Source organism: Duganella sp. GW821-FHT01E12 (assembly GCF_059422325.1).
Window position 1 is genome coordinate 265,759 of the sequence record NZ_JBWKWR010000007.1, and the last position, 24,590, is coordinate 290,348.

A 24,590-nucleotide genomic window follows, 5' to 3' on the forward strand; every position below is an offset into this window, starting at 1 on the left:
ATTAAGGGTTGGATTTGTAGCCGTCGGTCAGCGTGCCGAGGAAGGTCACGACATCGTCGATCTCGCTGGGCGACAGCGCCGGCGCCATGCCGGGCTGGCGGTTGTAGGGCACTTCGGTGGTGTTGACGTTCTTGCGGAACTGCGGCGGCAGGTCGTTAAACTTCTGCACCACGCCGTCGGCGCCGGTCGGATACCACTCTTCCGGATTGGTGTCGCGCCGCACGTAGAACGCCACCACGTCCTTCAGGTTGTCGAAGGCGCCGTTGTGGAAGAAGGTCTGGCGCGTGGCCACGTTGCGCAGCGTCGGCACCTTGAAGGCGCCGCACAAGTCGGTGCGCGTGGCCAGGTCGGTGCGGTCGGGGCCGCACAGGCCCAGGTCGAAGTAGGCCGGATCGGCGGTCGCCGCCAGCTTCTTATTGCGCGGCACGCCGAGGTTATCGAAGGTGAAGTCGGTGAACAGCGGCGATGCGCCATCGGCCCCGCGCGCGCTGGTGTGGCAGCCGATGCAATTACCTTTGCCTGGATCGTTGAACAGCGCCAGGCCGCGCAGCTCCTGGGCGGACAGCTTCACTTTACCGGCCAGGAACTGGTCGTACTTGGAGTCGAAGGGATGGAACTCCGTGTCCTCCAGCTGGTATTGTTGCAGCGCGAAGGTCATGCGGCTGAAGGCCTGCTCGGCGTTGTCGAGGATGGCGGCGCCGAACTGCGCGCGGAACTGCTCGACGTACGGGGCTTTCTTCAGCTTGTCGACCACATCCTGCTTGCTGGCGTTGGCCATTTCGTGCGGCGCCAGGAAGGGGCGCTCGGCCTGTTCCGCCAGGCTTTGCGCGCGGCCGTCGCGGTCGATGCCGCCGGTCGGCGTGCCGTCCTTGGCGAAGAAGAAGGCCGGGTTCTGGTTCAGGTAGCGCAGCGACGGCGCGGCGCGGAAGCCCTGCACGTCGCCGTTGGCGCCGCCCAGCTGCGCGGACAGGTTGTTGGTCGGGCCGTGGGCGTGGTCCGGGCTGTGGCAGGTCGCGCACGACTGCTTGCCGGAGGCGGACAGCGATTGGTCTTTGAAAATCAGTTCGCCCAGTTTGGCGGCCTGGCTGAGGCCTGCGTCAACCACGGGCGGCGTTGGTGGCGGAGACGGGGCGGCGGAGGAGCCGCCGCCGCCGCTGCACGCCGCCAGGCTGGCCAGCAGCAGTGCCGCTGGAAGAAGGAGGGCGCGGGAATAATGTGTACGCATGCGTTTTTAGGTAAATGGGAATGACAACAATTCGCATTATCGCCGATGCCTTGGTTTTATGCCAATCGATCGAGGGCGGGTGTGGTATATTTTTCCTACAGGATAGTAAATATGTATTAATTTTATTCATGTTGGAGGCTTTAATTCAGCGTTAATGAATGCTCTGCTAGGTCGCGCCGCCGTGCGGAGTTATCAATGCGATTCATACTGTTGTCACAAAAGGTTCTTAGACTTTCCGGTTTTTACACCTCCGCAAACTGGAAAGCCAAATGAAGAATCCGAAGCAGCACTTGATCTTGTCGACCATGTCGGCCCATGTTCTGGCCGCGCTGACCTTGATGTCCGGCGGCGCGCACGCGCAAACCGCGGCGCCCACCAGCGACGACGTGCCGGTATCGAACACCGCGCTGGATTCGGAGGCGATCAAGAGCCGCGTGGTGATCACCGGTTCGCATGCGGCCAACCGCGCGCCGGTGCAGGCGTCGCTGCAGGCCACCCAGCCGCAGTCCATCATCACCGCCACCTTCATCGAGCAGGCTGTGACGCCGCTGGCGGACTTCAACGCCGTCGCGCGCATCGCGCCCAGCGTCGGCTCCGGGTTGTCGTCGAACGGCCCTGGGCTGGGCGAGTCGAAGGTCACGCTGCGTGGCTTCCAGGACGGCGAGTACAACATCACCTACGACGGCATCCCGTTCGGCGATACCAACAATCCGACCCACCATTCGACGTCCTACTTCCCGGCCCGTATCATCGGCGGCATGGTGATCGAGCGCGGCCCGGGCAACGCCAGCAACCTGGGACAGGCCACCTTCGGTGGTTCGATCAATCTGTTTTCGAAGGAGCTGTCGACCGAATTCCGCTTTTCGCCTTATGCCACCTACGGTTCCTGGAACACCAAGATCCTCGGTGCGGAGATCGACTCCGGCCAGCTGGAGCGGTTCGGCGACGCGCGCATGATGTTCAACGCCTCGCGCCTGACCAGCGACGGTTACCAGACCTACAGCAGCGTCAAGGAAGACAACTACCAGTTCAAGCTCCAGAAGCCGCTCGGCAAGGACACCATGCTGACGCTGTTCTCGACCTATAACAAGATCCACAGCTACGTGCCGGACAAGGCGGGCGTCACGCTGGCCCAGGTCGCGCTGTACGGCAAGAACTACTCGCTCAACAACGACAAGACCAGCCAGAACTACTTCGGTTACAACTACAACGACAAGCGCACGGACTTCGAGTACGTCCGCCTGCAATCGAACCTGGACGGCGGCTGGGGCATCGACAACACGCTCTACACCTACGCCTACGACAACAACACCTTCTCCGGCCAGGACGCCAGCGGCGCCACGGCCAACGGCACCAAGTCCGGCGCGGCCGGCAACAAGAACGTCCCCGGCTACAACAAGCTCAATTCCTACCGCGTCAACGGCGACATCTTCAAGCTGACCAAGCGACTGGACGCGGGCCTGCTGCGCACCGGCGTCTGGCTGGAGAACTCGGACACCGAGCGCCACACCTTCGACCTGGATTGGACGCTGAACCTGCCCAATCCGAAGGAGGCGAGCGCGCCGAAGGACGTTTCATACAACCAGAATTCGTCGTGGAAGCAGTATCAACCCTTCGTTGAATTCGAATGGGCGGTGGCGCCGCAGTGGACGGTGACGCCGGGGATCAAGTACGTCAACTTCAAGCGCTCGCTGGACGCGGTGGTCAACCAGGGTACGCGCATCGCGACCAAGGCCGACCAGACCTACGACACCACCTTGCCGTTCCTGACCGCGAACTACGCCGTCAACAAGGAGTGGTCGGCCTACGCCCAGGTGGCGCGCGGCTTCCTGGTGCCGGACCTGTCGATGTTCTACGTGAACAATCCGAACCTGAGCACGCCCAAGCCGCAGACCTCCACCAACTACCAACTGGGCACCGTGCATCAATCGGGCCGCCTGACCTTCGACGCGGACGTCTACTACATCGACTTTAACAACAAGATCGCCTCGACCGGCACCGGCAATGACCTGGTCTACTACAACCAGGGCGGCGTGGTCTACAAGGGCATCGAGGGCGCGGCGACCTTGTATGTCGGCAGCGGCTTCTCGCTGCATGCCAACGGCTCGGTCAACAAGGCCGAGGCCAAGGACACCGGCCTGCAAATCGCCAAGGCGCCCAAATCGACCGCCGCACTGGGCCTGCTGTACAAGGACCACGGCCTGTATGGCTCGCTGATCGCCAAGACCAACGGCAGCCAGTACGCCAAGGACGGCGAACCGGCCGCCTACCAGATCGGCGCCTACACCGTGACCGATTTCACGGCCGGCTACCGCTGGCGCGTGAACGCCGGCGGGGTCAAGATGCTCAAGCTGCAGGTCGGCGTCAACAATGTCTTCAACAAGCAGGACGTGACGTCGATTTCGGCCAGCAGCAAGGGCGCGGCGTTCGACCAGTACACCTTCGTGCCGGAGCGCAGCTGGACGGTCTCGCTCAATGCCGACTTCTAAGGCGGCTCGCATGCGCATATCCACAATGCTGTGCTGCGCGGCGCTGGTGCTGAACCAGGGCGCCGCGCTGGCCGCCAAGCCCGATCCTGTGGTGATGTCGTTCGCCACCGTGGGCGACTCGCGCGCCGATCCAGTCAGCGCCGCGACGGCGCAGGACAAGGTCTACCTGCAGAACACGCGGGCGCTGTCGCGCATCCTGGGCGAGATCCAGGCGGCGCGGCCGAAGGCCTTGTTCTTCAACGGCGACATGATCATGGGTTACACCGCCGACAAGGCCGTGATCGCGCGCCAGTACGCCTACTGGCGCGGCATGACGGCGGGCCTGATGGAAAGCGGCACCTACGTGGTGCCGGTGACCGGCAACCACGAAATGCAGTTCAAGGACAAGGACGCCGAGGGCAAGGTCACGAAGACGGCGCGCCTTGAAAACGAGGAGCTGTGGCGCGAAAGCATGGGCGACCTGATACTGGACACGGCCCGCTGGAAAGCCGTCACCGGCGTCGAGGCCACCGCCTTCGACGCCGCCAACGCACCTGCGGCGGGCGGGCCGGATGGCAACCGCACCAGCCAATCGCAGCTCACGTTTTCCTTCGACGCGGGCGGCAGCCACTTCGCCGTCATCGACACCGACCCGGTGGGCAACGACGGCCACGGCCCGGCCCATTGGCTGGCCGAGGACTTCCGCCAGGCCAGGGCGCGCGGAGCGAAGCGCTTCTTCGTGTTCGGCCACAAGCCGGCCTACACCTATTACTTCAAGGACGGCGTGGAAGCGGACGGCATGGACATCTATCCCGACAATGCCAAGGCGTTCTGGCAGGTGATGGAGGAATACGGCGGCGCCTACTTCTGCGGCCACCAGCACATCTTCAACGCGCAGCAGCCGGCGCGCGCCGGCGGCGGCAAGGCGTGGCAGGTGATGGTCGGCTCGGGCGGCTCGCCGTTCAGCGCCAAGCCGGGAGACAGCCGCAATCCGCAGGACAGGGCGTATGCGTGGGCGCTGGTGCAGGTGCGCGCCAGCGGCAAGGTGCGCATCGAGGTGCGTGGCTTCGATGAGCACTACGGCAAAACGCGGCGGCTGAAAACCATCGACTTCTGAACCGGGCCGCCGCCAATGAGTGACGATCCTGCAACGCCGCGCTACAATGGGCCGATCGCAGCCACCGCCGCCTGCCAGCGGGCCTATTGTGTTACGCATACCGACCGGGGTTTATGTACTCAGTGCGATGCTGTCCTTGCTGTCGACAGCGGGGGACGGTATCGCCGCCACGGAGATACGCACGGCGGCGCAGCAGGGCACCGAGCCTAAGTTCCAGAGCGCCGGAGCGGGAAGCGGCCGCGTGGTCGGCATCTGCATCGACATCATGCGCGCCATCGAACGACTCGATCCCGGTTTGAAATTCACCGGCGACCAGAGTTGGCAGCCTTTGCCTCGAATTTACTCCTCCCTCGACCGTGGCATGCAAGATGCATCCTGCGGCCTGTCGCATTCGCCGGAGCGGGACAGGAAATACCTGTTCGTCGGGCCGGCGTTGTTCACCATCCGCTACTACCTGGTGGCGCGCATCGACGATCCGGCGGTGGTCGGCAGCTGGGAAGACCTGCGCAAGCTGGAACCGGACAACGTGGTGCTGGCCAATCGCGGCTTTGCCGCCGTGGGGGTGCTGGAGCAGGCAGGCGTCGCCCAGATCGATGCCGGCGCCGGCGACCCGAAACTCAATCTGCAAAAACTGCTGGCGCACCGGGGCCGCTTCTACTTTCACCGGACGCCGGGTTTGCAGGCGTTGCTGGAGCGCGTAGGCGTGGTGGCCAAGGTCAGGATAATGCCGACGGTGATGGCCAGCAGTCCCTTGTACTTCATGCTGTCCAGGCAGGCCGACCCCGCGCTGGTCGAGCGCCTGCGCGCCGCCTTGCACACGCTGGAGAAAAGCGGCGAGCTGGAACGGATCGCTAAGGCTTGGGAATAGCCGAGGCCAGTCCGGCGATCAAATGCAGCAGGGCCTCGACATCGACCGGCTTGACGAAGTAATGGTCGAAGCCCGCTTCGCTGGCCAGGTCGCGGTCCTCGCGGCGGCCGTAGCCGGTCACCGCCACCAGCGTGGACTTGGCCGTCTGCGGCAGCGCGCGCAGGCCGCGCGCCAGTTCGTTGCCGCTGATGTCGGGCAGGCCGATATCGAGCAGGCACAGTTCCGGCGCCAGGCGCTGGGCGATCTCCAGTGCTTCCAGCGCGGTGTGCGCGACCAGCACTTCGTGCCCCGATGCGTCGAGCAGCAGCTGCAGCGTTTGCGCCGCGTCGACGTTGTCGTCCACCACCAGCACGCGCAGCCTGGCGCCGCCGCCCTTGGCCGGTGGCTTGGCCGCCGCCGGCGCATGCTGCCCCGGCCCGCCGGGCAGGGTGATGGTGAAGGTGCTGCCTTGCATTTCGCCTGCGCTGTCGGCGGCCACGCTGCCGCCATGCAGCTCCACCAGCGATTTGACCAGCGCCAGTCCCAGACCCAGCCCGCCTTGCGAGCGATCCGGATTGCGGTCGGCCTGGGCGAACAGTTCGAACACGCGGGCGCGCAGCTCGGGCGCCATGCCGATGCCTGAATCGCTGACCACCAGCCGCACCAGGCCCGGTTCGGCGCGCACCGCCAGTTTGACCTTGCCGCCCACCGGCGTGTACTTGGCGGCGTTATTGAGCACGTTGACCAGCACCTGCACCAGCCGTTTGTGGTCGCCGTCGATCCGCTGCGGCGTCTCGGGCAGCGACAGTTCGAAGTGCTGCTGCTTGGCCTGGAACAGCGGCTCCGCCTGTTCGACGGCGTCGGCGACGACATCGGCCACGTTCAGCGGCATGCGCGTGAGCGTCACCAGCCCGCGCGTGACGCGCGAGACGTCGAGCAGGTCGTCGACCAGGCGCGTCATGTGGTGCACCTGGCGCACGATGATGCCGGCGGTGCGGGCGACGGCCGCCTCGGTGGCGTGGCCGCTTTGCAGCAGCTGCGCGCCGGCGCTGATCGGCGCCAGCGGGTTGCGCAGCTCGTGGGCCAGCATCGCCAGGAATTCGTCCTTGCGCTGGTCGGCCAGGCGCAGCTGGCTTTCCGCGTTCAGGTGCTGCTGTTCCTTGGCCTGCAGGGCCTCGGCCATCGCGTCCAGCGCGCGCGCCAGTTCCGAGATCTCCTCGTTGCCGTAGACGATGCCGCTGCGCGCGCCCAGCGAGCCGGAGGCGATGTTGTTGGCGGTGGTGGCCAGGCGCTTGACCCGGCGCAGCACCAGCACGTCGCCGACGAACCACGCCGCCAGCAGCGCCAACAGCACGGTGATGGCCAGCGCCACCATGTCGAGCATCTGATCGTGGCGGGCGGAGGCCGTGATGTCGGCGGCCGGAATGCCGATGGTGACGGTGTAGTCGGACAGGCCGTTGTTGCCGACGCGGGCAAAGCGGTGCAGGCGCTCGACGCCGTCCGGGCCGGTCAGCAGCACCGGCTTGCCCGGCTCGCCGGACATGGCGGTGCGCATCTCGGGCCAGACCATCTGGCCGTACCACTGCTCGGGATTGGGCTTGCGCGAAATGATCCTGCCTTCGGAATCGGTGGTCAGCAGCAGCGATCCTGGCGGCAGCTTGATGTCGGCCACGAAGCGATCGAGCTTGGTCAGGTCCAGCGCGGCGAACACCACCGCCTTGACCTGGTCGTGTTCGCCCAGCAGCGGGTAGGTGAGGTTGACGGTGTGCTTGCGGATCACGCGGCCGAACACGTAGCCGCCGGCCACGAAGCGGCGCAGGTGCACGGCGCGGCGGAAGTGCGCGCGGTCGGCCAGGTTGACCGGCCCGTCCGACGGCACCGCGCTGCAGGTGACGTCGCCGTTCAGCTGTATCAGCCCGAGGTTGGCGTAGTCCGGATTCTGGTACTGGATGTTGGCCAGCAGGCGGCTGCAATGGGCCTGGTCGCCGTTCAGGTCGGGGATGCTGGCCAGGTCGCGCAGGATCTGGCGCGCGCCTTCGATGGACTGCGCCTCGTTGGCGGCGGCCAGGTTGGTCAGGCGCTGCAGGTTGTCTTCCGCCACTTCGACCGCGTGCTCGCGTTCGCGCACGCCGCTGACGAGGGTCATCACCGCGATCGGGGCGATCGCCAGCGCCACCAGCAGGATCAGGCGGCTGCGCAGACTGTTAAGCTGAAAGAGAAGAAAGGCCATGCTCGGTGTTTACCGGCTCCGATAGCGTGCGTTGCCAAAGCGGATGATCGCTTGCACACCGCGCCTCAGCGTGGCGATGTCGTCCGAAATATAGCCGATGCGGATAAATCCCGGCGCACCCAAGGCTTCGCCCGGCATCAGCGCCACCGACTCTTCGCTCAGCAGCTGTTCGGCGAACTGGTTGCTGTCCATGGTCAGGGCCGAGATGTCGCCCCACAGGTAGGGGCCGGAGGCCGGGCAGTGCATGGTCAGCCATGGCAGGCCGTGCAGCAGGTCCAGCACCAGGTCGCGGCGCTGGCGGTATTCGGCCAGCATGTCGGCCGGTTCGCCCGATTCGAAGGCCGCGGCCAGCGCCAGCTGGATCAGCATCGGCGCGGCGGCGGTGATCGGGCCTTGCAGCGTCTCCATGGCGGTGACGAGCCTGGCCGGCGCCACCGCGAAGCCGGCGCGCCAGCCCATCATCGCGTAGCTCTGCGAGGCCGAATACAGGGTGACGATGCCGATGTCCCGCCAGTCCGGGCGCGCGGCCAGGCTGATGTGGGCGCCGTCGAAGATCAGCTTTTCGTAGCTCTCGTCGACGATGGCGCGGGTGCCGGTGCGCTTGAGCCAGGCGGCGATGCGTTCGAGTTCGTCGCCGCCCAGCACGCCGCCGGTGGGATTGTGCGGATTGTTGATGATCAGGATTTTGGCCGGCGGCAGGCCGGCCAGGAATTCGGCGCTGACGGTGTCGGGCAGGTCGACCAGCACCGGCACCAGCTGCAGCAGCTTGCAGGTGGCGACGTAGGCCGGCCAGTGCGGCTTGAAGATGATGACGGCGTCGCCCGGATCGGCCATCACGTACAGCGCCTGGTACAGGGCCTGCTTGGCGCCGTTGGTGACGAGGATCTCGTCGGGCCCGGCGGCGATGCCGTTCTCGCGCACCACCTTGGCGGCCAGGCGGGCGCGGATGCCGGCGTCGCCGCCGACCGTGGTGTAGGGCAGCGCCGGTTGCAGCAGGGCGTCGCGCGCGGCCCGCAGCACCGGCTCGGGCGCCTGGAAATGGGAGATCGCGATGGAGAAGTCGATGACGTCCTCGCCGCGCGCCTTCAGCGCGTCGACGCGGCCGTGCATGGCGGTGGTTGCCAGCGGCTTGGAGCGGGCGATTCGTTGTGAAAGTTCCATACTAATGTCTCTATGGCAAATGTTCTGTTTTGCCATTCTACTTCAGATAGAGAAGTCAGTACGCACGGATGGCGTCGTTTTTTGCCGGATGGTATCCTCGGTGAATTAACCAACGAGGGCACTTCGGTAATCTTATGCAGCTGACAATGAACAGACTGGCCCGGGCGCTCGCGCTGGGTCTCGCGGCGGCCGGCGCCGCCCAGGCGCAGGACGTGATCCGGATCGGCCACGTGGCGGCCACGTCGGGACCGATCGCCCATCTGGGCAAGGACAACGAAAACGGCGCGCGCATGGCCGTGGACGAGCTCAACGCCAAGGGCGTGGTGATCGGCGGGAAGAAATACAAGATCGTGCTGCAGGCCGAGGACGACGCCGCCGATCCGAAGCAGGGCACGGTGGTGGCGCAAAAGCTGGTGGACGCCAGGGTCAACGGCGTGATCGGCCACGAGACGTCGGGCACGACGATCCCGGCCTCGCGCATCTATCACGACGCCGGGATACCGCAGATCTCGCCGTCGGCCAGCAATCCGCAGTACACGCGCCAGCACTTCAACACCGCCTTCCGCAACATCGCCAACGACGAGCAGCTGGGCGCCGCGCTGGCGCGCTATGCGATGCAGAGCGTCAAGGCCAGGCGCATCGCTGTCATCGACGACCGCACGGCCTACGGCAAGGGGCTGGTCGACGAATTCGTCAAGAACATCAAGCGTGGTGGCGGCGCTAGCGGGACCAGCGTGGTGTCGACCCAGTTCACCAACGACAAGGCCACCGACTTCAGCGCCATCCTCACCGCCATCAAGGCGACCAAGCCGGACATGGTGTTCTTCGGCGGCATGGACGCGGTGGCCGGGCCGATGTTGCGGCAGATGAAGCAGCTGGCGATGCCGGTCAAGTTCATGGGGGGCGACGGCATGTGTTCGGATTCGGTGCCGCGGCTGGCGGGCGACGGCATGAGCGATGGCCAGGTGATCTGCGCCGAGGCGGGCGGGGTCGAGCCGTCGCAGGAAAAGGGCATGGCCGATTTCCGGGTGGCATACCGGAAGAAGTTCGGCATCGACGTGCAGACCTACTCGCCCTACACCTACGACGCGCTGATGACGATGGTGGAGGCGATGCAGAAGGCCGGTTCGCCGGACCCGGCCAAGTACCTGCCTGTGCTAGCCAGGATCACCCACAAGGGCGTCACCGGCAACATCACCTTCGACGAGCGCGGCGACGTGCAGGACGGCGTGCTCACCATCTTCACCTTCCGCAACGCCAAGCGCGAAAAACTCGCAGTAGTCAAATAAACAACTTGGGGTCAAGTCTGACATTCGGACACGGCCTCTTCCGTAGCAGGCCGCTACGGAAGAGGCCGTGTCCGAATGTCAGACTTGACCCCAATTTTATTTGGCGGGCTCAGCCTTCGGATGGGCCGCGGCCGGGGCCGCCCGGGCCGGGGCCTTGCGGCGGGCCGAAGCGCGGTTCGTTGCGTGTGTCGGCGGCGCTCGCCGGGCCGCCCAGGCGGTACGACAGGCCCAGGTAGAACACCCGGCCGTCGAAGCGCCGCGTGCTGGTCTCGCGCAGCGTGGCGCTGTTGATGACGGTCTCCATCTTGTTGGTGCTGAACAGGTCGGTGACCGTGCCGACCAGGCTCAAACGCGGCGTCACCGCCTGGCGCACGCTCAGGTTGAGGGTGTTGTTCGGCGAACGGTAGCCCTGGCCCGACAGTGTCTTGCCCTGCATTTGCAGGGCCATCTGCACTTGCGTGGCGGCGCTGTAGGCGTAGTTCAGACGCACGCGGCCGCTCAGCGAGTTGGCCGTGCGCGTGACCAGCGCGCCGCTGTCGTCCTGCGTGGTCTGCTCGCTGCGCGCCAGGTTGCCGCTGGAGTTGAGCGTCAGCGACGGCGTCAGCTTGCCGCTGACCGTGAACTCCAGCCCGCTCGCATGGCTGCCTTCGCCGTTCTGGCGCGTGGTCAGCAGCACGTTGTTGCCGATGAAGGTGCGGTAGTCAACGATGGCGTCGGTGTCCTTGCGGTAGTAGCCGCGCAGATTGGTCTCCAGCGCGCCGAACTTGGTCTCGTAGCCCACTTCGAAGGAGTCGGTCTTGGTCGGCTTGAGCATCGGATTGCCGGACGAGACGTTGAACTCGTCGCGGTACACCACGTACGGGTTGAGGTCGTTGGCGTTCGGCCGGCGTAGGCGGCGCGCGTAGGCGAAGCGCATGTTGGCCGTCTCGGTCGCCTTGTAGGTGGCGAACAAGCTCGGGATCAGGTTGGTGTAGCTGTTCCTGGCCTCGACGCCGCTGGTGATCTGGTGGATGTCCAGGTCGGTGTGCTCGGTGCGCAGGCCGGCCAGCGCGCCCCAGCGCTCGTTGAGCTTGAGCTGGTAGGAGCCGTACAGCGCCACCACGGTCTCCTCCAGGTCGAAGCGGTTGCTGCGCGCAGGATTGACCACGGCGGCCGAGGTCAGCGGATTGATGTCGGTGTACAGCGTGTCGAAGTTGTTCTTGTTGGTGGCCACCTTGTAGCCCGCCTTGAGGCTGCCGCCGGCCAGCGGCCGTTCGTAGTCGCCGGTAAAGTCGACGATGTGGGTGCTGCTGTCGTTGCGCTGGTTGGCGCGCGTGTTCGGCAGGCCGCCGGCCGCGTAGTCGTTGGCGTAGGCGCTGTTGCTGTCGTTCTCGGAGGCCGACACGCGCAGGTCGATCTTGAGCGTCTCGTTGGGCAGCGCGCCCTTGTGGTCGTAGCGCCCGCCCCAGCTGTAGTTCTTGGCCTCGCCGTCGCGCGCGGTGGTGCGCACGTAGTCGGTGGCCGGGAAGCCGGCGGTGGCGCCGTTGACGTAGCGGTCGATGCCGCGCTGGTCGTTGCCGCGCCCCATGTAGTTCGCGCTGGCGGTCAGGGTGTCGTTCTGGTCCAGGTTGTAGCTGACGGTGCCGTTGACGCCGCCCATGTCGTTCAGGCCGGCGCCCGACGAGTTCTGGCTGCTGTGGACGAAGGCGCCGCTGGCCGGATCGAGCCGGTCGCGGCTGACGACGGCGGTGGAGTTGCGGCCGTCGTGGCGCACGTTGACGCCGCCCTGGAAACCCCACGGCCCCTCGTTGTAGCTGCCCGACGCGGCGCTGTTGTAGCGGCCGGCGTAGCCGCCGTTGGCGTTGACGTTGGCGAAGCCGCCCGGCTTGCGGTTGCGGCGCATCACCAGGTTGAGGATGGGGCCGCCGCCGGCCTCGTTGCCGAACTGCGCGCCGGGGTTGTTGATGACCTCGACCGATTCGATGTCGTCGGCGTTCATCGCCTGCAGCGTGGCGCCGCGGTTGTCGCCCTGCAGCATGGCGGACGGCTTGCCGTCGACCAGGATCTGCACATTGCTGCTGCCGCGCAGCGTGACCGTGCCGTCCGGGTCCACCGCCACCGACGGCACGTTGTTGAGCGCATCGGCGGCGGTGCCGTTGGTGCTGCTGATGTCGGACTTGACGTCGTACACCTGGCGGTCGATGCGGTTGGTCGGCCGCTCGCCGGCCACGGTGACCGACGGCACCACCGGCGCCGCTTCCTTGGGCTTGGCCGAGGTGGCCGCCTTGGCGTCCGCCTTGGCGGGCGTGGCCTGGGACTGGGCGAGGGCGGTCAGCGGGGCGGCGAGGCAGGCGGTCAGGAAGATCTTGTGCATGGTGAATCGGGCCCGTGCAATGGCGCCGTCGAGTTCGTCGTTAAAGGGTAGCTATTTTAGTTGCAACTCAAGCGGTAATAATTGCCATTTACAATACTTTACTTGGGCCCCGGGGGGAGCGGCTAAAATAGCGCCTCACACAGGAGAATCACATGGCACGCGGCACCGCCCACATCGGCAAGGACAGTTACCGAACCACCATAGAAGTCGGCGGCCACGCGCTGGTCGGCGACGAGCCGGAGCGCAACGGCGGCCGCGACGCGGGGCCGGCGCCTTACGACTTCGTGCTGGCCGGCCTGGGCGCATGCACCGCGATCACACTGCGCATGTACGCCGACCGCAAGCAGTGGCCGCTGGACGCGGTCGACGTCGCGCTGCAGCTGACCCGCGACGAGAACGGCGCGATGATGGTCAAGCGCACGCTGTCCTTCAGCGGGGCATTGGATGCCGAGCAAAAATCCCGCATGGCCGAAATCGCCGAGAAGACGCCGGTGACGTTGACGCTGAAGGCCGGCATGGTGATCGACACCACGGTCGGCTGACGATCCGCCGCGCCAACGCGCGACCTGCTGTACCTCGCACCTGACTTATATCAGAGCGCCCGGCGCTGAACGTAAAAAAATGTGCTTGAACTTCAGCGAGCGTGACATGAAGCAGACACCTCTGCGCACGGCGATACTTCGACTGTTTGGCGATTACGAGTGATGTGGATGTGGAATTTAACTATCAGCTTTTACACAGAGGCGATCTGGATCTTGCGCTTCGGGAGCTGCCTTTTTTGGAGTATGACGACCCCGAGCATGGATCGTCACAGCTGGTCTATGACCGTAGATTCAACACTACTCTGTGCCCGTTGCATGAGGACTATCGGGAACAAGCTATAAGACTGGACAGTGGATTCGCGCCGGACTCGCCCTTGTCGGTTTGGATACCTTGCCCCGAAGATCTGGCAATAACGAAACTTGGCCGCCTCGCTCCTCTGGATATAGATGACATTTTCCTCTTGCTGCAACAACCCGGCGCTTCCATAGAGCGATTTGAACAATTGGCGAGAGAGGCGATTAGCTATTATGTTGGCCCTGACTTGGGTAGCCATATCGACTATATTAAGAAGAAATGGTCGACGAGGTGACGTCATGATGCTGAATCGCGAAGAGTTTGACGGGGCGCTGGCTGCCTTGTGCAGCGATGGGTTGGCGCGGATGGATACCGAGCTGTTGCTTAGGGTCGCTGTGACGGTTTGGTATACCTCGTTGATTCCCGATATGGGTAAGGTGCCGGAAGCGTTCCGTGCGGATATTGGATATCTGCTGGACCGGCTGTCGAGGTTTAACATCAGGTCCAAGCAACGTAAATTGGATTTGCTCGCATCCTTGGAGCCGTACAGGCCAGCCTCACCTCCGGTCACGGACAGCCAATGCAAAGACGTTCGCGCAATCGAATGGGGCGCCTCCGCCGATCTGATGCCGTTCGTCGAAGAATTGCTTCCCTACCAAACACGCCACTACGCCGCGACCATCTGAGCGGCTGGCATCCCCACCATCCGGCCCACGTGCCGGATTTTTTTTCGCCGGCGCGGGAACCGCCGAGTCGCGCATCGGTCTAAACAAGGCAAGTTGAGCCGTGCCAATGAGCTTACCCGATTCGACCTTCTCTTCGTGGGGATAGATATGGACTTGATTAAACGCTGGGCGGGGCTGCTTGCAGTTGCCGCTGGTTGTACCGTCGCCGCATCGGCAGCGCCGTTGTTGAACGAGGGCTTCAACGACGTCGCCGCCTTGACCGCCAACGGCTGGGTGTTCGTGAACAACAGCTCACCGCCCGGCAGCACCTCTTGGTTCCAGGGCGTCCCCACCGTGTTCGCGGCGGCGGCCGGACCTGGCGATTCGTATATCGCGGCCAACCTCAACAACGCGGCGTTCGGCGGCGCCATCAGCAACTGGATGCTGACGCCGGAACTGGCCCTGTCCAACGGCGAGTCGCTGAACTTCTCTCTGCGCCTGCTCGGCGAAGGCTTTCTCGACACGGTCGAGGTCTATCTCAGCACCAACGGCGCCAGCACCGGCCTCGGCGGGTTCAATCTGCTGACCTCGTTCGACTCGGCCGCGGACACCGGCTGGCTCGACCACTCGCTCATGCTCGGCGGCCTGACGGCGCCGGCCAGCGGACGGTTTGCCTTCCGTTACGTGGTGGACGACACCAGCCTCAACGGCGACTACATCGGCATCGACAGCGTCAGCGTCAACCCGGCCCCGGTACCCGCGCCCGGCACCATCGCGCTGATCGTGATTGGCCTGAGCGCGCTGGCCGGCGTGTCCCGCAAGCGTAAGCCGGCCAGCTGGCTGGCGCTGTCCGGCCTGGCGCTGGCGGCAACAACGGTGCAGGCGCTGCCGGACGACGGAGTGATGAGCTTCCCCCATGTGCAGCTGGCCACGCAAGCGGCCGCGCCGCAGCCGGCGGCAGGGCGGGACACCGGCGGGCTCAAGGCCTACAAGGACCCCGTGACCGGCAAGCTGGCCGATCCCACACCGGAACAGGCCGCCGCGCTGGACGCGGCCATCCGCGCCAGCGGGGCGGCGCCGAAGGCGCGCGCCGCCCCGCCCAGGATGATCCACCCGCCGCACGGCGGCGTCGGCATGGTGCTGGACGGTACGCAAACCCCATACTCGGCCGCGCCCAAAGAGCTCAATGCCAAAGGAGAACAAAAATGAAGCGCACCGTGACGGCCCTCATCGCGGCAGCGGCGCTGCTGTGCTCCTCGACGGCCTGGGCGGCCGCGACCATCACCATCGTCAACGGCGATGCCGCCGGCGTCGGCTTCAACGACGCCACCCCCACGGCCCCGGTCGGCGGCAACGCCGGCACCACGCTGGGCGCCCAGCGCCTGAACGCCTTCCAGGCCGCCGCCAGCAAATGGGGCGCCACCTTGACCAGCGCGGTGCCGATCAGCATCCTCGCCACCTGGGAGGCGCTGCCGTGTAACGACGGCGGCGCGGTGCTCGGCTCGGCCGGTGCGCTGGAGGTGTTCTCGGACTTCGCCGGCGCGCCGGTCGCCCACGCCTGGTTCAGCAAGGCGGAGACCAATAAATACCTCGGCGTGGACGCCGACCCCGCATCGCCGGACATCCGCGCCCGCTTCAACGTCAACCTGGGACAGCCGGGCTGTTTCACCGGCGTGCCTTTCTATCTCGGGCTGGACGACAATCACGGCAGCCTGGTCGACCTGGTTACCGTGCTGGAGCATGAATTCGCCCACGGCTTCGGCTTCCAGACCTATACCGATACGGGCACCGGCGAACAACTGGGCGGCATCCCCAGCATCTGGGACTACTTCCTGCTGGACGCCGGCACCGGCAAGCTGTGGAAGGATATGAGCGACGCCGAGCGCGCCGCCTCGGCCCTCAAGTCCGGCAAGCTGGTGTGGAACGGCGCCATCGTCAACCAGGCCGCGCAGACGGCGCTGCAGCAAGGCACGCCGGTATTGACGATGCTGGCGCCGGCCGCCATCGCCGGCGTCATCCAGGTGGGCACGGCCAGCTTCGGGCCGCCGCTGGCCAGTCCCGGCATCACGGGCGAGGTGATGCCGGTGATCGACACGCCGCCCGACCGCGGCCTGGCCTGCGATCCGCTATCGCCGGCCAACGCGCTGGCCGTCAGCGGCAGGATCGCGTTGATCGACCGTGGCGCCTGCACCTTCGTGCTCAAGGTCCGGCACGCGCAGGATGCCGGCGCCGTTGCCGTCATCATCGTCGACAACGTGGCCGGCGCGCCGCCGCCCGGCCTGGGCGGCACCGACCCCGGCATCGTGATCCCGGCCGTGCGCATCACGCTGGATGACGGCAACCGGCTCAAGTCCGCGCTGGCGACGCGCTCGCGCACGCACTCCGGTGTGTTCGCCAATCTCGGCGTGAACCTGGCGATACGCGCCGGTGCCGACGCGGCCGGACGCGTGCTGATGTACGCGCCCGATCCCAACCAGCCCGGATCGTCGGTGTCGCATTACGACGTCAGTGCGTTCCCGAACCAGCTGATGGAACCGTCCATCAACGGCGACCTGACGCACGACGTGGCGCCGCCGCGCGATTTGACGTTCCCGCTGCTCAGGGATATCGGCTGGTAGCGATGAGGGGAATCAGGGGAGGGTGGGCGCGCTGGTGACGTAATCGACGATCAGGTCGGCCGCTTCGTCGGGGATGGTCAGGAAGCGCGCGCCATTGCGGTAGCGGCCGTGCGTGCCGATCAGGGAGCTGTGCAGCACGGTCAGCGTGACCTTGTTCTGGACTGGGCTGCCGGGGAAGCTGAAAGTCATCACATAACTGCTGTCTATCGGCAGCGGGTGGTCGCTGAGGAAGGCGACGCCCATGCGCGAGATGTCGATGATCTGGGCGATGACGTAGTTTCGGCCATCCATGTCGCTGATGTGGGCGTCCACTTGTAGCAATCGGCGTACATGTTCTCTTCTCGGGTCCATCTATTCATGCCAGCTAAAAAACGCCAGTATGACAGATACTTCAGCGCGTGGGCACTCCGGTGCGCCCGTTTGCCTGCGCCGTGGCGCGCGGCAGGATGCAAGTCAGCGCAAGTACCGCCGCCAGCATCAGCAGGGCGCTCGATATCGCCATCGCCAGCCGGATGCCGCCGAGGATATGCGCGTCGACGCCGCCCGCCACCAGCGCGCCGAATATCGCCACCCCCAGGGCGCCGCCGACCTGGCGCGCCGTGTTCAGCACCGCCGACGCGGTGCCGGCCTGGTGGCGCGCCACGCCGGACAGGATGGAGGTGGTCATCGCCGGCACCGCCAGGCCCATGCCGGCCGGGATCAGCGCCAGTCCGGGCAGCATTTGCGGGAAGGTGGCGTCGCTGGAGATGCCCCACCAACCCAGCAGCGCATAGCCGCTGGCGCCTATCAGGGCGCCCAGCACCATCGGCGTGCGCAGCCCGGTGCGCGACGCCGTCCAGCCGCTGGCGACATTGGACAGGATGAAGGTGGCCGTCAACGGCAGGAACACCAGCCCCGCATGCAGCACGCTGAAGCCGCGCACCTTTTGCAGGTAGAAGCTGAGCACAAAGATCACGCCGTAGTATGAAAAATTCATCAGCACGCCGAACAGCACCGCGCCGGAGAAGGGCGCGCCGCGGAACAAGGCCAGGGGCAGCATGGGCGAGCGGCTGCGGGCCTCGACGCGGATGAACAGCGCCCCGGCCACCACGGCGGCGGCCAGCCCGGCCCGCACCATCCAGTGCGACCAGCCCAGCGACTCGAACTCGATCACGGCGCCGATAAAGCCGGTCAGCGCCACGACCGCCAGCAGCTGTCCGGCCAGGTCCAGCGCGCGATGCGGGTCGCGCCCGGCCATGGCCGGCACCACGCGCCTGGTCAGCCAGAAGCCTGCCACGCAGATCGGGACATTGACCCAGAAGACGCTGCGCCACCCCGCCAGCGACAGCAGCAGCCCGCCCAGCACCGGCCCGGCCGCGATCGACACGCCGCCGGCGGCGGTCCAGCAGGCGATGGCTTTGGCCAGCATGGCCTTGTCGTCGGCGTAGGTGGCGTTGAGGATGGCGAGTGAACTGGGCACCAGCAGCGCCGCGCCGACTCCCTGCAGCGCCCGCGCCAGATTGAGGGCGGCGGCGGTGGGCGCCAGCGCGCACGCCAGCGAGGCCGCCGTGAACAGCGCGAAGCCGGTCAGGAAGGTGCGGCGCGAGCCGAACTTGTCGCCCAGCGCGCCGGCGGAAAGCAGGAACACGGCAAAGCCCAGCGTGTAGGCGTCCACCACCCATTGCAGCGCCGCCACGTCCGCGCCCAGCTCGCGGCCGATCTGCGGCAGCGCGACGTTGACGATGGTGACGTCCAGCTGGACGATGATGAAGGCAAAGCTGCATGCGAGCAGGATGGCCAGCGGGGGTGTGCGGTCGGTTTTCATGCCTGCACTATAGGATGGTTTGACTATTTAAAAAAATGAATAATAATGAAGCCATCTATCTCATTTTAAGAATCGATCATGGAACTGTCAGCGCTGCGGATTTTCAAGGCGGTAGCCGAGGAGGGCAGCGTGACGCTGGCCGCCTCCCGGCTGAACCGCGTGCAGTCCAACGTGTCGGCGCGCTTGACGCAGCTGGAGGAGTCGCTGGGCGTGCCGTTGTTCCATCGCTCCGGCCGCAAGCTGCAGATCACGGTCGAGGGCACCCGGCTGCTGGCCTACGCCGACCGCCTGCTGCAGCTGGCCGACGAAGCGCAGGCCGCCGTGCAGCCAGACCAGCGGCCTTCCGGCCAGCTGCGCATCGGCTCGATGGAGACCACGGCCGCCGCGCGCCTGCCGCAGGTGCTGGCCGCCTTCAACCGCAGGCATCCGCAGGTGGACCTGATCCTGGACACCGCGCCCACCGACCAGCTGCTGGACGGCGTGTTGAAGCACCGGCTGGACGTGGCGCTGGTGGCCGGCCCGGTGTCGCACGCCGAACTGGCGCAGCAGGCTGTATTCGAAGAGGAACTGGTGCTGATCACCTGCCACGGCCATGCGCCGGTGACGTCGCCGCAGGATCTGGCGCGGCGCAACCTGCTGGTGTTCCGCACCGGCTGTACCTACAGGCGCCGTCTGGAGGCGTGGTGCGCGGAGGGCGGCGTGGCGCCGGCGCGCGTGTCGGAATTCGGCACCTTCGAGGCCATCCTCGGCTGCGTGGCCGCCGGCATGGGCGTGGCGCTGATGCCCAGGGAGGTGCTCAACCAGCGCAAGCTGGCCAGGACCATACGCCAGCACGAACTGCCGCCGGAAACCGCCCACGTCGAAACGCTGCTGGTCTGGCGCAGGGACGTGCTGCATCACCCGGCCCGCAGCGCATTTGCGGAGAGCCTGGGCTAAAGGCGCTTGACCTTCTCCACCAGGAAGTCGACAAAGGTGCGCACCCGCAGCGACAGGTGGCGCGCGTGTGGATACAGCAGGATGAAGGGCCGCGACGTGCCCCCGTGCTGCGGCAGCAGTTCGACCAGGTCGCCGCGCTCCAGGTCCTGCTCGACGATGTAGCGGTAGGTCTGCACCAGTCCCGCCCCCGCGCGCGCCAGCGTGGCGATGCCCAGCACGTCCTCCAGGCAGCACAAGCCGCCGCTGGTGGGCATGTCGATCGCCGCCCCGTCCTGCATGAACGTCCATGGAATCCGCTTGCCGGTGCTGGGCAGCTCGAACTGGATGCACTCGTGCTGGTGCAGGTCTTCCAGCTTGCGCGGCTTGCCGTGGCGTTTCAGGTAGGCCGGCGAGGCGACCAGCACCAGTTCCGCATCCTCCAGTTTGCGCGCGATGAGGTTGGAGTCGGCCGGCGCGCGCCCGCGTATCGCCAGGTCGTAGCCCTCGTCGGCGAAGTCGATGTTGCGGTTGCTGACGTGGATGTCCAGCGTGACGTCCGGGTACTTCCTGCGGAATTCGCCCAGCAACGGCAGCAGGCGGTAATGCGCGTACGGCGTCGGTGCGCTGATGCGCAGCGCGCCGGCCGGCTTGGCCTGGGAGCCCGTGACCTGACGTTCCGCGTCCGTCAGTTGCGACAGCGCCTGCCGGCATTGTTCGAAGTAGATGCGGCCGCCGTCCGTCAAGCGGATCTGGCGCGTGGTGCGCACGAACAGGCGCACGCCCAGCCTCTCCTCCAGCCTGGCGATGGAGCGGCTGACCGCAGCCGGCGTCACGCCGGCCGCCGTGGCGGCAGCGGTAAAGCTGCCCAATTCCGCCGCAAAGCAAAACAGCTCGATGCTGCCCAGCAGGACGTCGTCGAAATAGCGCTTCATATGGGTCTCATTGATTACATGGTGTATCAATTATCTTGCATGGCGACGCATTTATCAACGCCGAAGTCATAAGTATAGTGGTCTGCATGGCGTCGCTGAACGCCACAACCTGAACCCAGAAGGAGCACCACCATGAAAACAGTAATCGTCACCGGCGCATCGAGCGGCATCGGCTTCGCCATCGCCGAGGCTTACCTTAAACGCGGCTACAATGTGGTCGGCAACGCCCGCACGCTGGACCGGCTGCAAACGGCGGCCGCGCAATGGGGCAATCCGGCGAACTTCCTGCCGGTAGCTGGCGATATCGCCGATCCCGCCACCGCCGCCGAATTGTTTGCCCGCGCAGTCGCCGCCTTCGGCAAGGTGGATGTGCTGATCAACAACGCCGGCATCTTCATCGCCAAAGGCGTCGCCGACTACACGCAGGAGGATGTGCGGACCATCGTCGACACCAACCTGATGGGATTCTTCTATCCAACGCAGGAAGCGGCGCGGCACATGAGCGCCAACCGTTCCGGCCATATCGTCACCATCACCGCCAGCCTGGCGCTGCAGCCCACCGCCAAGGTGCCGGCGCTGCTGCCCATCCTCATCAAGGGCGGCTTGAACAGCGCCACGCGCGGCCTGGCGCTGGAGTTGGCCGCGTCCAACGTCAAGGTCAACGCGGTGGCTCCCGGCGTTATCGATACGCCGATGCACGGCAAGGACGAGGGCACCCGTGCCTTCCTGAAGGCGTTGTCGCCGAGCGGTGAGATGGGCGGCGTGCGGGACGTGGTGGAGGCGGTGCTGTACCTGACCGAATCGGGCTTCACCAGCGGCGCCGTGCTGCCGGTCGACGGCGGCGCCACCGCCGGCACCTGGTAAGGAGGCGCGCCATGCCCTACGTGAATATCCGCGTGACCAACGAAGGCGTATCGGCGGCCCAGAAGCTGGAGCTGATCGAAGGCGTCACCGATCTGCTCAGCCGCGTGCTGGGCAAGGACCCGGCCACCACCTTCGTCATCATCGACGAAGTGGAAACCGACAACTGGGGACTGAACCGCGAAAGCATCACTATGCGCAGACGGCGTCCCAAGTCCGCCGTGTGAACGGAGCTTGATTCCGCTCGGCGGGGCGTGGATTTTAGAGAGATTTTGCCGGCTAAAACCGGTCCAAAATGGCCTCTCCACCTTCAAGGAGAGGGCCATGATGCGAGCGTCGGTTTCACCCGCGGCCAAGGGCGCCGCTCCGGCTTCGGGCCGTGGCGTGCTGCAGCGTAAATGCTCGTGCGAAGCAGCCGGTACCAGTTGCGCGCGCTGCGAGGGTTCGCAGCCGCCGTTGCAGCGCAAGCCGAACGGCCCGCCGTCCGGCGCGGGCATGCCGCCAGCGGTCGGGCGGGTGCTGTCCTCGCCCGGCCGCGCGCTCGACCCCGCCAGCCGCGCGAGCATGGAGCGCGGCTTCGGGCGCGATTTTTCCCACGTCCGCATCCACAGCGGCGAGGCGGCTGCCGAGTCGGCGCGGGCGGTGCAGGCGCATGCCTACACGGTGGGCGACCATATCGTGCTCGGCGACGGCGTCGGTTCCTTGCACGGTGGCAGCGGCCGCGATCTGCTGGCGCACGAACTGGCACACGTGGTGCAGCAATCGGGCGGTGGCGCTGGCGCGCACCCGGCGGCGCTGGAGCAGGAGGCTGACCGTGCCGCCCAATCGATCGGCGGCGGCGTGCCGTTCGAGGTGCGGGGCAGCGCCGCGCCGTCCGTGCAGCGCATGTCCGATGGATCGGTCGGCGAATTTCTCAAGCAGAAGGCCATTGAAGGCGCCATGTCCGCACTGGGCCTGAACTCCACCTCCTTGAAGTTGGTGGGGGCCGGCATCGGCGGCGCCATCGAAGGCTTCCGCACCCAGTGGACCGACGGCGGCACCGGGCAGCGCCTGGGGAAGCATCTGTCGGAATTTTCGCTGAGCGATGTGCCGGCCTTGTTGAGCGGCTATGTCCAGGGCGTGATCCAGGGAGTGGTCAGTCCGATTACCGACCTGTTCTCGCTGTTCGTGATGTTGGAGCAGGGCCGGGATTTTGCCGCCAGGCTGGCGGAGAGTGCGCTGCTCGGCAAGAGCGGCCAGCAGGGGGAGCTGGATGCGATCCTGCAATCGCTGGCCGAACTGGCCGCGCCGCTGCGGGCCGTGGTGCACGATATGAAGAGCCACCCGCTGGCCACCCTCAAGTCGCTGCTGGAATTCGCCGCGTCGCAAGGCCCGATGATGACCAAGATGGAAGAGATGGCCACCTCCGCCGGCTTGAGCGGCGGCAAGGCCATCGCCAAGTCGCTGGAGGAACCTTGGGAAAAGAAGGAGAAAAAAGAAGAGCCCAAATTCAGCATCTGGAAGCAGCCGGCGCAGTGGGCCAATCAGAAACTGGAGCAGGCGGGCGAGGCTTTGCTTTCAGGGCCGTGGGGGCGGGTCGGCAACAAGGCTGGGTACGCGCTGGGCTTCGCGGTGGTGCAGATCGTGCTGCTGGTGTTCTCGGAAGGCATCGGCAATCTGATCACGTCCATCGGCAGAGGCATGGGCACCATCGCCAAGGCCGGGACTTTGCTCGGCAAGACGCTGGAAGGCGTGGGCAAGTTTGTCCAGGCTGCCGGCGCCGGCATTCGCGCGGTTGAGGAGGCGGTGGCTGCGGTGTTGGCCTTTCTGTCCAAGCCCATCCTGCCGGTGCTGGAACCGCTGCTCAAACCGTTTGGCAAGGTCATGGACCGGCTGTCGAAGTTCCTGCGCAAGCTGTTTGGCGTGGCGGAGAAGGAGAGTGCCCATCTGGCCGCCACCGCCGTCGCCAAGACCGAAGGTGCGCTGTCCCATGCGCCTGCGCCGCCCGCGCCGCCGCACGCGGCCCCGCCCAAGCCGGCGCCGCACGCAGTCGACGTACATGCCGGCAAAACCACGCCGCCGGCCGATGCCGGGGCAAGCAAGGCAGCCGCGCATGTGGACGCGCCGCCGGCGCCCAAGCCGCATGTGGATGCGCCGCCCGCCGCCACGCCGCATGCGGATGGGCCGCCAGCCGCCGCGCCGCATCGGGAACCGCCGCCAGCCGCCTCCAAGCCGGCCGATACGCCACATGCCGACGCGGATCCCGCCGTCCGACCCAAACCCGGCCCCGCCGACGGCCGTGGCAGGATCATGGCCGACGAACCGGTGGACGGCCATCACCTGCGCGTGCGCGAAGGCGGCGAAATCGAGCTGTGCAGCCCCGAGCCATGCCCGCTGTTGGAGCACATCTACGGCGACATCATCGGCGGCAGCGAGCCGATGAAGGCCGAGATGAAGGCGATCCAGGCGCTGCGCAAGTCCAAGCCCAAGCTGGCGGCCAAGCGCACGGCCGCGCTGAAGAAACAGCTCGACGCCATCGCCAGCCAGAACGTGCCGAACCGGAAGGCGGCGGACAAGGAATTTGAAGCGTTCAAGGACTGGGTCAGGCAGGAAGGCGGCGATCCCTCCAGCATGGTGAAGCGCCGCCCCGGCAAGACCTCCGGCTCGACCGCGCCGGCTGGCGATCCGCTGGCGCAGGACATCGGCTTCGATATCGACGAGATCAAACCGGTGGGCGGAAAGTTCGACCTGCAGGGCAAACCGGTTCCGTTCGACGAGCGCATGAAGGCCGCCACCTCGCTGGAGAACCGCGAGATCAAGGATTCGCTGACGAACCAGCGCACCAAGGGCGTGCGCCGCGATCCGCGCGACGCGGCGCGCCTGGCGCGGGAGCCGAAAGTGGTGTCGCTGAAGCCCGGTTCCGGCGGCGGCAAAGCCGGCGGCAACGAACACCTGGCATTCTTCGACCGGCGGCTGGACGAAATCGAAGAGTTCCGCGCGGTGCACGACAAGGTGCTGCGCAAGGTGCAGAAGGACAGCTCGCTATCTCCCGGCGAGGTCAAGGAGAGGCTGAACGCCGGCATACGGGAGGAGTTCAAACACCCCACCACGCCGGAAGGCGAGATCATCGCCGGCGCCATCGAGCGCGGCGGCTTCGGCTACGTGGAAGTGACCGCGCCGAACGGCAAGAAGATGACGGTGCTGCGCGCCTTGACGGAGCAGGAACTGATCAGCCGCGGCTTCGTGTTCAGCAAGCGGGGCGGCTGGATCAAGGCGAAGTAATACGCCG

At 66.2% G+C, this 24,590-nt stretch carries 20 protein-coding genes; 13 read left to right on the forward strand and 7 right to left on the reverse strand.

What is annotated here, in order from left to right; translation table 11 throughout:
• Position 1 precedes the first annotated feature (1 nt).
• A complete protein-coding gene (locus AC07WS_RS20600; RefSeq protein WP_494730882.1) occupies positions 2-1,225 on the reverse strand; it encodes a cytochrome-c peroxidase in 1,224 nt (407 codons plus the stop codon).
• A 269-nt stretch (positions 1,226-1,494) separates the two neighbouring features.
• Here AC07WS_RS20600 and AC07WS_RS20605 point away from each other — a divergent pair, with 269 nt between their 5' ends.
• The 3 genes from AC07WS_RS20605 (at position 1,495) to AC07WS_RS20615 (ending at position 5,678) form a co-directional block, all read left to right on the forward strand.
• Positions 1,495-3,714: a TonB-dependent receptor gene (locus AC07WS_RS20605; RefSeq protein ID WP_494730883.1), complete on the forward strand. Its 2,220-nt coding sequence runs from the start codon at positions 1,495-1,497 to the stop codon at positions 3,712-3,714.
• A 10-nt stretch (positions 3,715-3,724) separates the two neighbouring features.
• On the forward strand, positions 3,725-4,810 hold the full coding sequence (locus tag AC07WS_RS20610; protein ID WP_494730884.1) for a metallophosphoesterase family protein: 1,086 nt from the start codon (positions 3,725-3,727) through the stop codon (positions 4,808-4,810).
• A gap of 127 nt (positions 4,811-4,937) precedes the next feature.
• Entirely contained in the window at positions 4,938-5,678 is a 741-nt protein-coding gene (locus AC07WS_RS20615; RefSeq protein ID WP_494730885.1) for a substrate-binding periplasmic protein, read from the forward strand.
• Here the strand turns inward: AC07WS_RS20615 and AC07WS_RS20620 are convergent.
• Positions 5,662-7,887, reverse strand: coding sequence for an ATP-binding protein (locus AC07WS_RS20620; protein ID WP_494730886.1), 2,226 nt, complete (start codon positions 7,885-7,887; stop codon positions 5,662-5,664). The two genes, AC07WS_RS20615 and AC07WS_RS20620, sit on opposite strands and share 17 nt — an antisense overlap.
• A gap of 9 nt (positions 7,888-7,896) precedes the next feature.
• Positions 7,897-9,048, reverse strand: a complete 1,152-nt coding sequence (locus AC07WS_RS20625; RefSeq protein WP_494730887.1) for a pyridoxal phosphate-dependent aminotransferase — start codon at positions 9,046-9,048, stop codon at positions 7,897-7,899.
• 134 nt (positions 9,049-9,182) lie between these two features.
• On the opposite strand from AC07WS_RS20625, the gene AC07WS_RS20630 reads away from it, so the two are divergent.
• On the forward strand, positions 9,183-10,337 hold the full coding sequence (locus AC07WS_RS20630) for a branched-chain amino acid ABC transporter substrate-binding protein (protein WP_494730888.1): 1,155 nt from the start codon (positions 9,183-9,185) through the stop codon (positions 10,335-10,337).
• A gap of 109 nt (positions 10,338-10,446) precedes the next feature.
• Here the strand turns inward: AC07WS_RS20630 and AC07WS_RS20635 are convergent, their stop codons facing one another.
• Positions 10,447-12,690 (reverse strand): TonB-dependent receptor domain-containing protein, encoded by a 2,244-nt coding sequence (locus AC07WS_RS20635; RefSeq protein ID WP_494730889.1) that lies wholly within the window; start codon positions 12,688-12,690, stop codon positions 10,447-10,449.
• A 152-nt stretch (positions 12,691-12,842) separates the two neighbouring features.
• Between AC07WS_RS20635 and AC07WS_RS20640 the strand changes: the two genes are divergently transcribed.
• The 5 genes from AC07WS_RS20640 (at position 12,843) to AC07WS_RS20660 (ending at position 16,810) form a co-directional block, all read left to right on the forward strand.
• Entirely contained in the window at positions 12,843-13,232 is a 390-nt protein-coding gene (locus AC07WS_RS20640) for an OsmC family protein (protein WP_494730890.1), read from the forward strand.
• 170 nt (positions 13,233-13,402) lie between these two features.
• Positions 13,403-13,822 (forward strand): DUF6036 family nucleotidyltransferase, encoded by a 420-nt coding sequence (locus AC07WS_RS20645; protein WP_494730891.1) that lies wholly within the window; start codon positions 13,403-13,405, stop codon positions 13,820-13,822.
• Between the two features lie 4 nt (positions 13,823-13,826).
• Positions 13,827-14,213: a hypothetical protein gene (locus tag AC07WS_RS20650; protein ID WP_494730892.1), complete on the forward strand. Its 387-nt coding sequence runs from the start codon at positions 13,827-13,829 to the stop codon at positions 14,211-14,213.
• Between the two features lie 147 nt (positions 14,214-14,360).
• On the forward strand, positions 14,361-15,401 hold the full coding sequence (locus AC07WS_RS20655) for a choice-of-anchor J domain-containing protein (RefSeq protein WP_494730893.1): 1,041 nt from the start codon (positions 14,361-14,363) through the stop codon (positions 15,399-15,401).
• The gene (locus AC07WS_RS20660; RefSeq protein ID WP_494730894.1) at positions 15,398-16,810 is read left to right on the forward strand and encodes a PA domain-containing protein; all 1,413 of its coding nucleotides are present in this window, start codon (positions 15,398-15,400) and stop codon (positions 16,808-16,810) included. The genes AC07WS_RS20655 and AC07WS_RS20660 overlap by 4 nt, the downstream gene beginning before the upstream one ends.
• A 12-nt stretch (positions 16,811-16,822) precedes the next feature.
• Here the strand turns inward: AC07WS_RS20660 and AC07WS_RS20665 are convergent, their stop codons facing one another.
• Together AC07WS_RS20665 and AC07WS_RS20670 are read right to left on the reverse strand one after the other, a co-directional pair.
• Complete coding sequence (locus tag AC07WS_RS20665) at positions 16,823-17,161, reverse strand: PilZ domain-containing protein (protein ID WP_494730895.1); 339 nt, start codon at positions 17,159-17,161, stop codon at positions 16,823-16,825.
• Between the two features lie 40 nt (positions 17,162-17,201).
• Positions 17,202-18,614, reverse strand: coding sequence for an MFS transporter (locus AC07WS_RS20670; protein WP_494730896.1), 1,413 nt, complete (start codon positions 18,612-18,614; stop codon positions 17,202-17,204).
• Positions 18,615-18,692: 78 nt separating this feature from the next.
• Between AC07WS_RS20670 and AC07WS_RS20675 the strand changes: the two genes are divergently transcribed.
• Positions 18,693-19,550 carry a LysR family transcriptional regulator gene (locus AC07WS_RS20675; protein WP_494730897.1) on the forward strand — a complete coding sequence of 286 codons (858 nt, stop codon included), beginning with the start codon at positions 18,693-18,695 and terminating at the stop codon, positions 19,548-19,550.
• On the opposite strand, the gene AC07WS_RS20680 is transcribed toward AC07WS_RS20675, so the two are convergent.
• Positions 19,547-20,461, reverse strand: coding sequence for a LysR family transcriptional regulator (locus tag AC07WS_RS20680; RefSeq protein ID WP_494730898.1), 915 nt, complete (start codon positions 20,459-20,461; stop codon positions 19,547-19,549). The genes AC07WS_RS20675 and AC07WS_RS20680 overlap by 4 nt on opposite strands.
• A gap of 132 nt (positions 20,462-20,593) precedes the next feature.
• On the opposite strand from AC07WS_RS20680, the gene AC07WS_RS20685 reads away from it, so the two are divergent.
• The 3 genes from AC07WS_RS20685 to AC07WS_RS20695 all read left to right on the forward strand — a co-directional run bounded on the left by AC07WS_RS20685 (position 20,594) and on the right by AC07WS_RS20695 (position 24,583).
• Positions 20,594-21,325, forward strand: coding sequence for an SDR family NAD(P)-dependent oxidoreductase (locus tag AC07WS_RS20685; RefSeq protein ID WP_494730899.1), 732 nt, complete (start codon positions 20,594-20,596; stop codon positions 21,323-21,325).
• A gap of 11 nt (positions 21,326-21,336) precedes the next feature.
• Positions 21,337-21,549: a 2-hydroxymuconate tautomerase family protein gene (locus AC07WS_RS20690; protein ID WP_494730900.1), complete on the forward strand. Its 213-nt coding sequence runs from the start codon at positions 21,337-21,339 to the stop codon at positions 21,547-21,549.
• Positions 21,550-21,646: 97 nt separating this feature from the next.
• Positions 21,647-24,583: an eCIS core domain-containing protein gene (locus tag AC07WS_RS20695; protein ID WP_494730901.1), complete on the forward strand. Its 2,937-nt coding sequence runs from the start codon at positions 21,647-21,649 to the stop codon at positions 24,581-24,583.
• The last annotated feature ends 7 nt before the right edge of the window (positions 24,584-24,590 follow it).

What these genes read in the sequence shown, in the direction of transcription:
- AC07WS_RS20600 (WP_494730882.1), bottom strand. Translation starts at nt 1,225, where the DNA reads ATGCGTACACATTATTCCCGCGCCCTCCTTCTTCCAGCGGCACTGCTG.
- AC07WS_RS20605 (WP_494730883.1), top strand. Translation starts at nt 1,495, where the DNA reads ATGAAGAATCCGAAGCAGCACTTGATCTTGTCGACCATGTCGGCCCAT.
- AC07WS_RS20610 (WP_494730884.1), top strand. Translation starts at nt 3,725, where the DNA reads ATGCGCATATCCACAATGCTGTGCTGCGCGGCGCTGGTGCTGAACCAG.
- AC07WS_RS20615 (WP_494730885.1), top strand. Translation starts at nt 4,938, where the DNA reads ATGCTGTCCTTGCTGTCGACAGCGGGGGACGGTATCGCCGCCACGGAG.
- AC07WS_RS20620 (WP_494730886.1), bottom strand. Translation starts at nt 7,887, where the DNA reads ATGGCCTTTCTTCTCTTTCAGCTTAACAGTCTGCGCAGCCGCCTGATC.
- AC07WS_RS20625 (WP_494730887.1), bottom strand. Translation starts at nt 9,048, where the DNA reads ATGGAACTTTCACAACGAATCGCCCGCTCCAAGCCGCTGGCAACCACC.
- AC07WS_RS20630 (WP_494730888.1), top strand. Translation starts at nt 9,183, where the DNA reads ATGCAGCTGACAATGAACAGACTGGCCCGGGCGCTCGCGCTGGGTCTC.
- AC07WS_RS20635 (WP_494730889.1), bottom strand. Translation starts at nt 12,690, where the DNA reads ATGCACAAGATCTTCCTGACCGCCTGCCTCGCCGCCCCGCTGACCGCC.
- AC07WS_RS20640 (WP_494730890.1), top strand. Translation starts at nt 12,843, where the DNA reads ATGGCACGCGGCACCGCCCACATCGGCAAGGACAGTTACCGAACCACC.
- AC07WS_RS20650 (WP_494730892.1), top strand. Translation starts at nt 13,827, where the DNA reads ATGATGCTGAATCGCGAAGAGTTTGACGGGGCGCTGGCTGCCTTGTGC.
- AC07WS_RS20655 (WP_494730893.1), top strand. Translation starts at nt 14,361, where the DNA reads ATGGACTTGATTAAACGCTGGGCGGGGCTGCTTGCAGTTGCCGCTGGT.
- AC07WS_RS20660 (WP_494730894.1), top strand. Translation starts at nt 15,398, where the DNA reads ATGAAGCGCACCGTGACGGCCCTCATCGCGGCAGCGGCGCTGCTGTGC.
- AC07WS_RS20665 (WP_494730895.1), bottom strand. Translation starts at nt 17,161, where the DNA reads ATGGACCCGAGAAGAGAACATGTACGCCGATTGCTACAAGTGGACGCC.
- AC07WS_RS20670 (WP_494730896.1), bottom strand. Translation starts at nt 18,614, where the DNA reads ATGAAAACCGACCGCACACCCCCGCTGGCCATCCTGCTCGCATGCAGC.
- AC07WS_RS20675 (WP_494730897.1), top strand. Translation starts at nt 18,693, where the DNA reads ATGGAACTGTCAGCGCTGCGGATTTTCAAGGCGGTAGCCGAGGAGGGC.
- AC07WS_RS20680 (WP_494730898.1), bottom strand. Translation starts at nt 20,461, where the DNA reads ATGAAGCGCTATTTCGACGACGTCCTGCTGGGCAGCATCGAGCTGTTT.
- AC07WS_RS20685 (WP_494730899.1), top strand. Translation starts at nt 20,594, where the DNA reads ATGAAAACAGTAATCGTCACCGGCGCATCGAGCGGCATCGGCTTCGCC.
- AC07WS_RS20690 (WP_494730900.1), top strand. Translation starts at nt 21,337, where the DNA reads ATGCCCTACGTGAATATCCGCGTGACCAACGAAGGCGTATCGGCGGCC.
- AC07WS_RS20695 (WP_494730901.1), top strand. Translation starts at nt 21,647, where the DNA reads ATGATGCGAGCGTCGGTTTCACCCGCGGCCAAGGGCGCCGCTCCGGCT.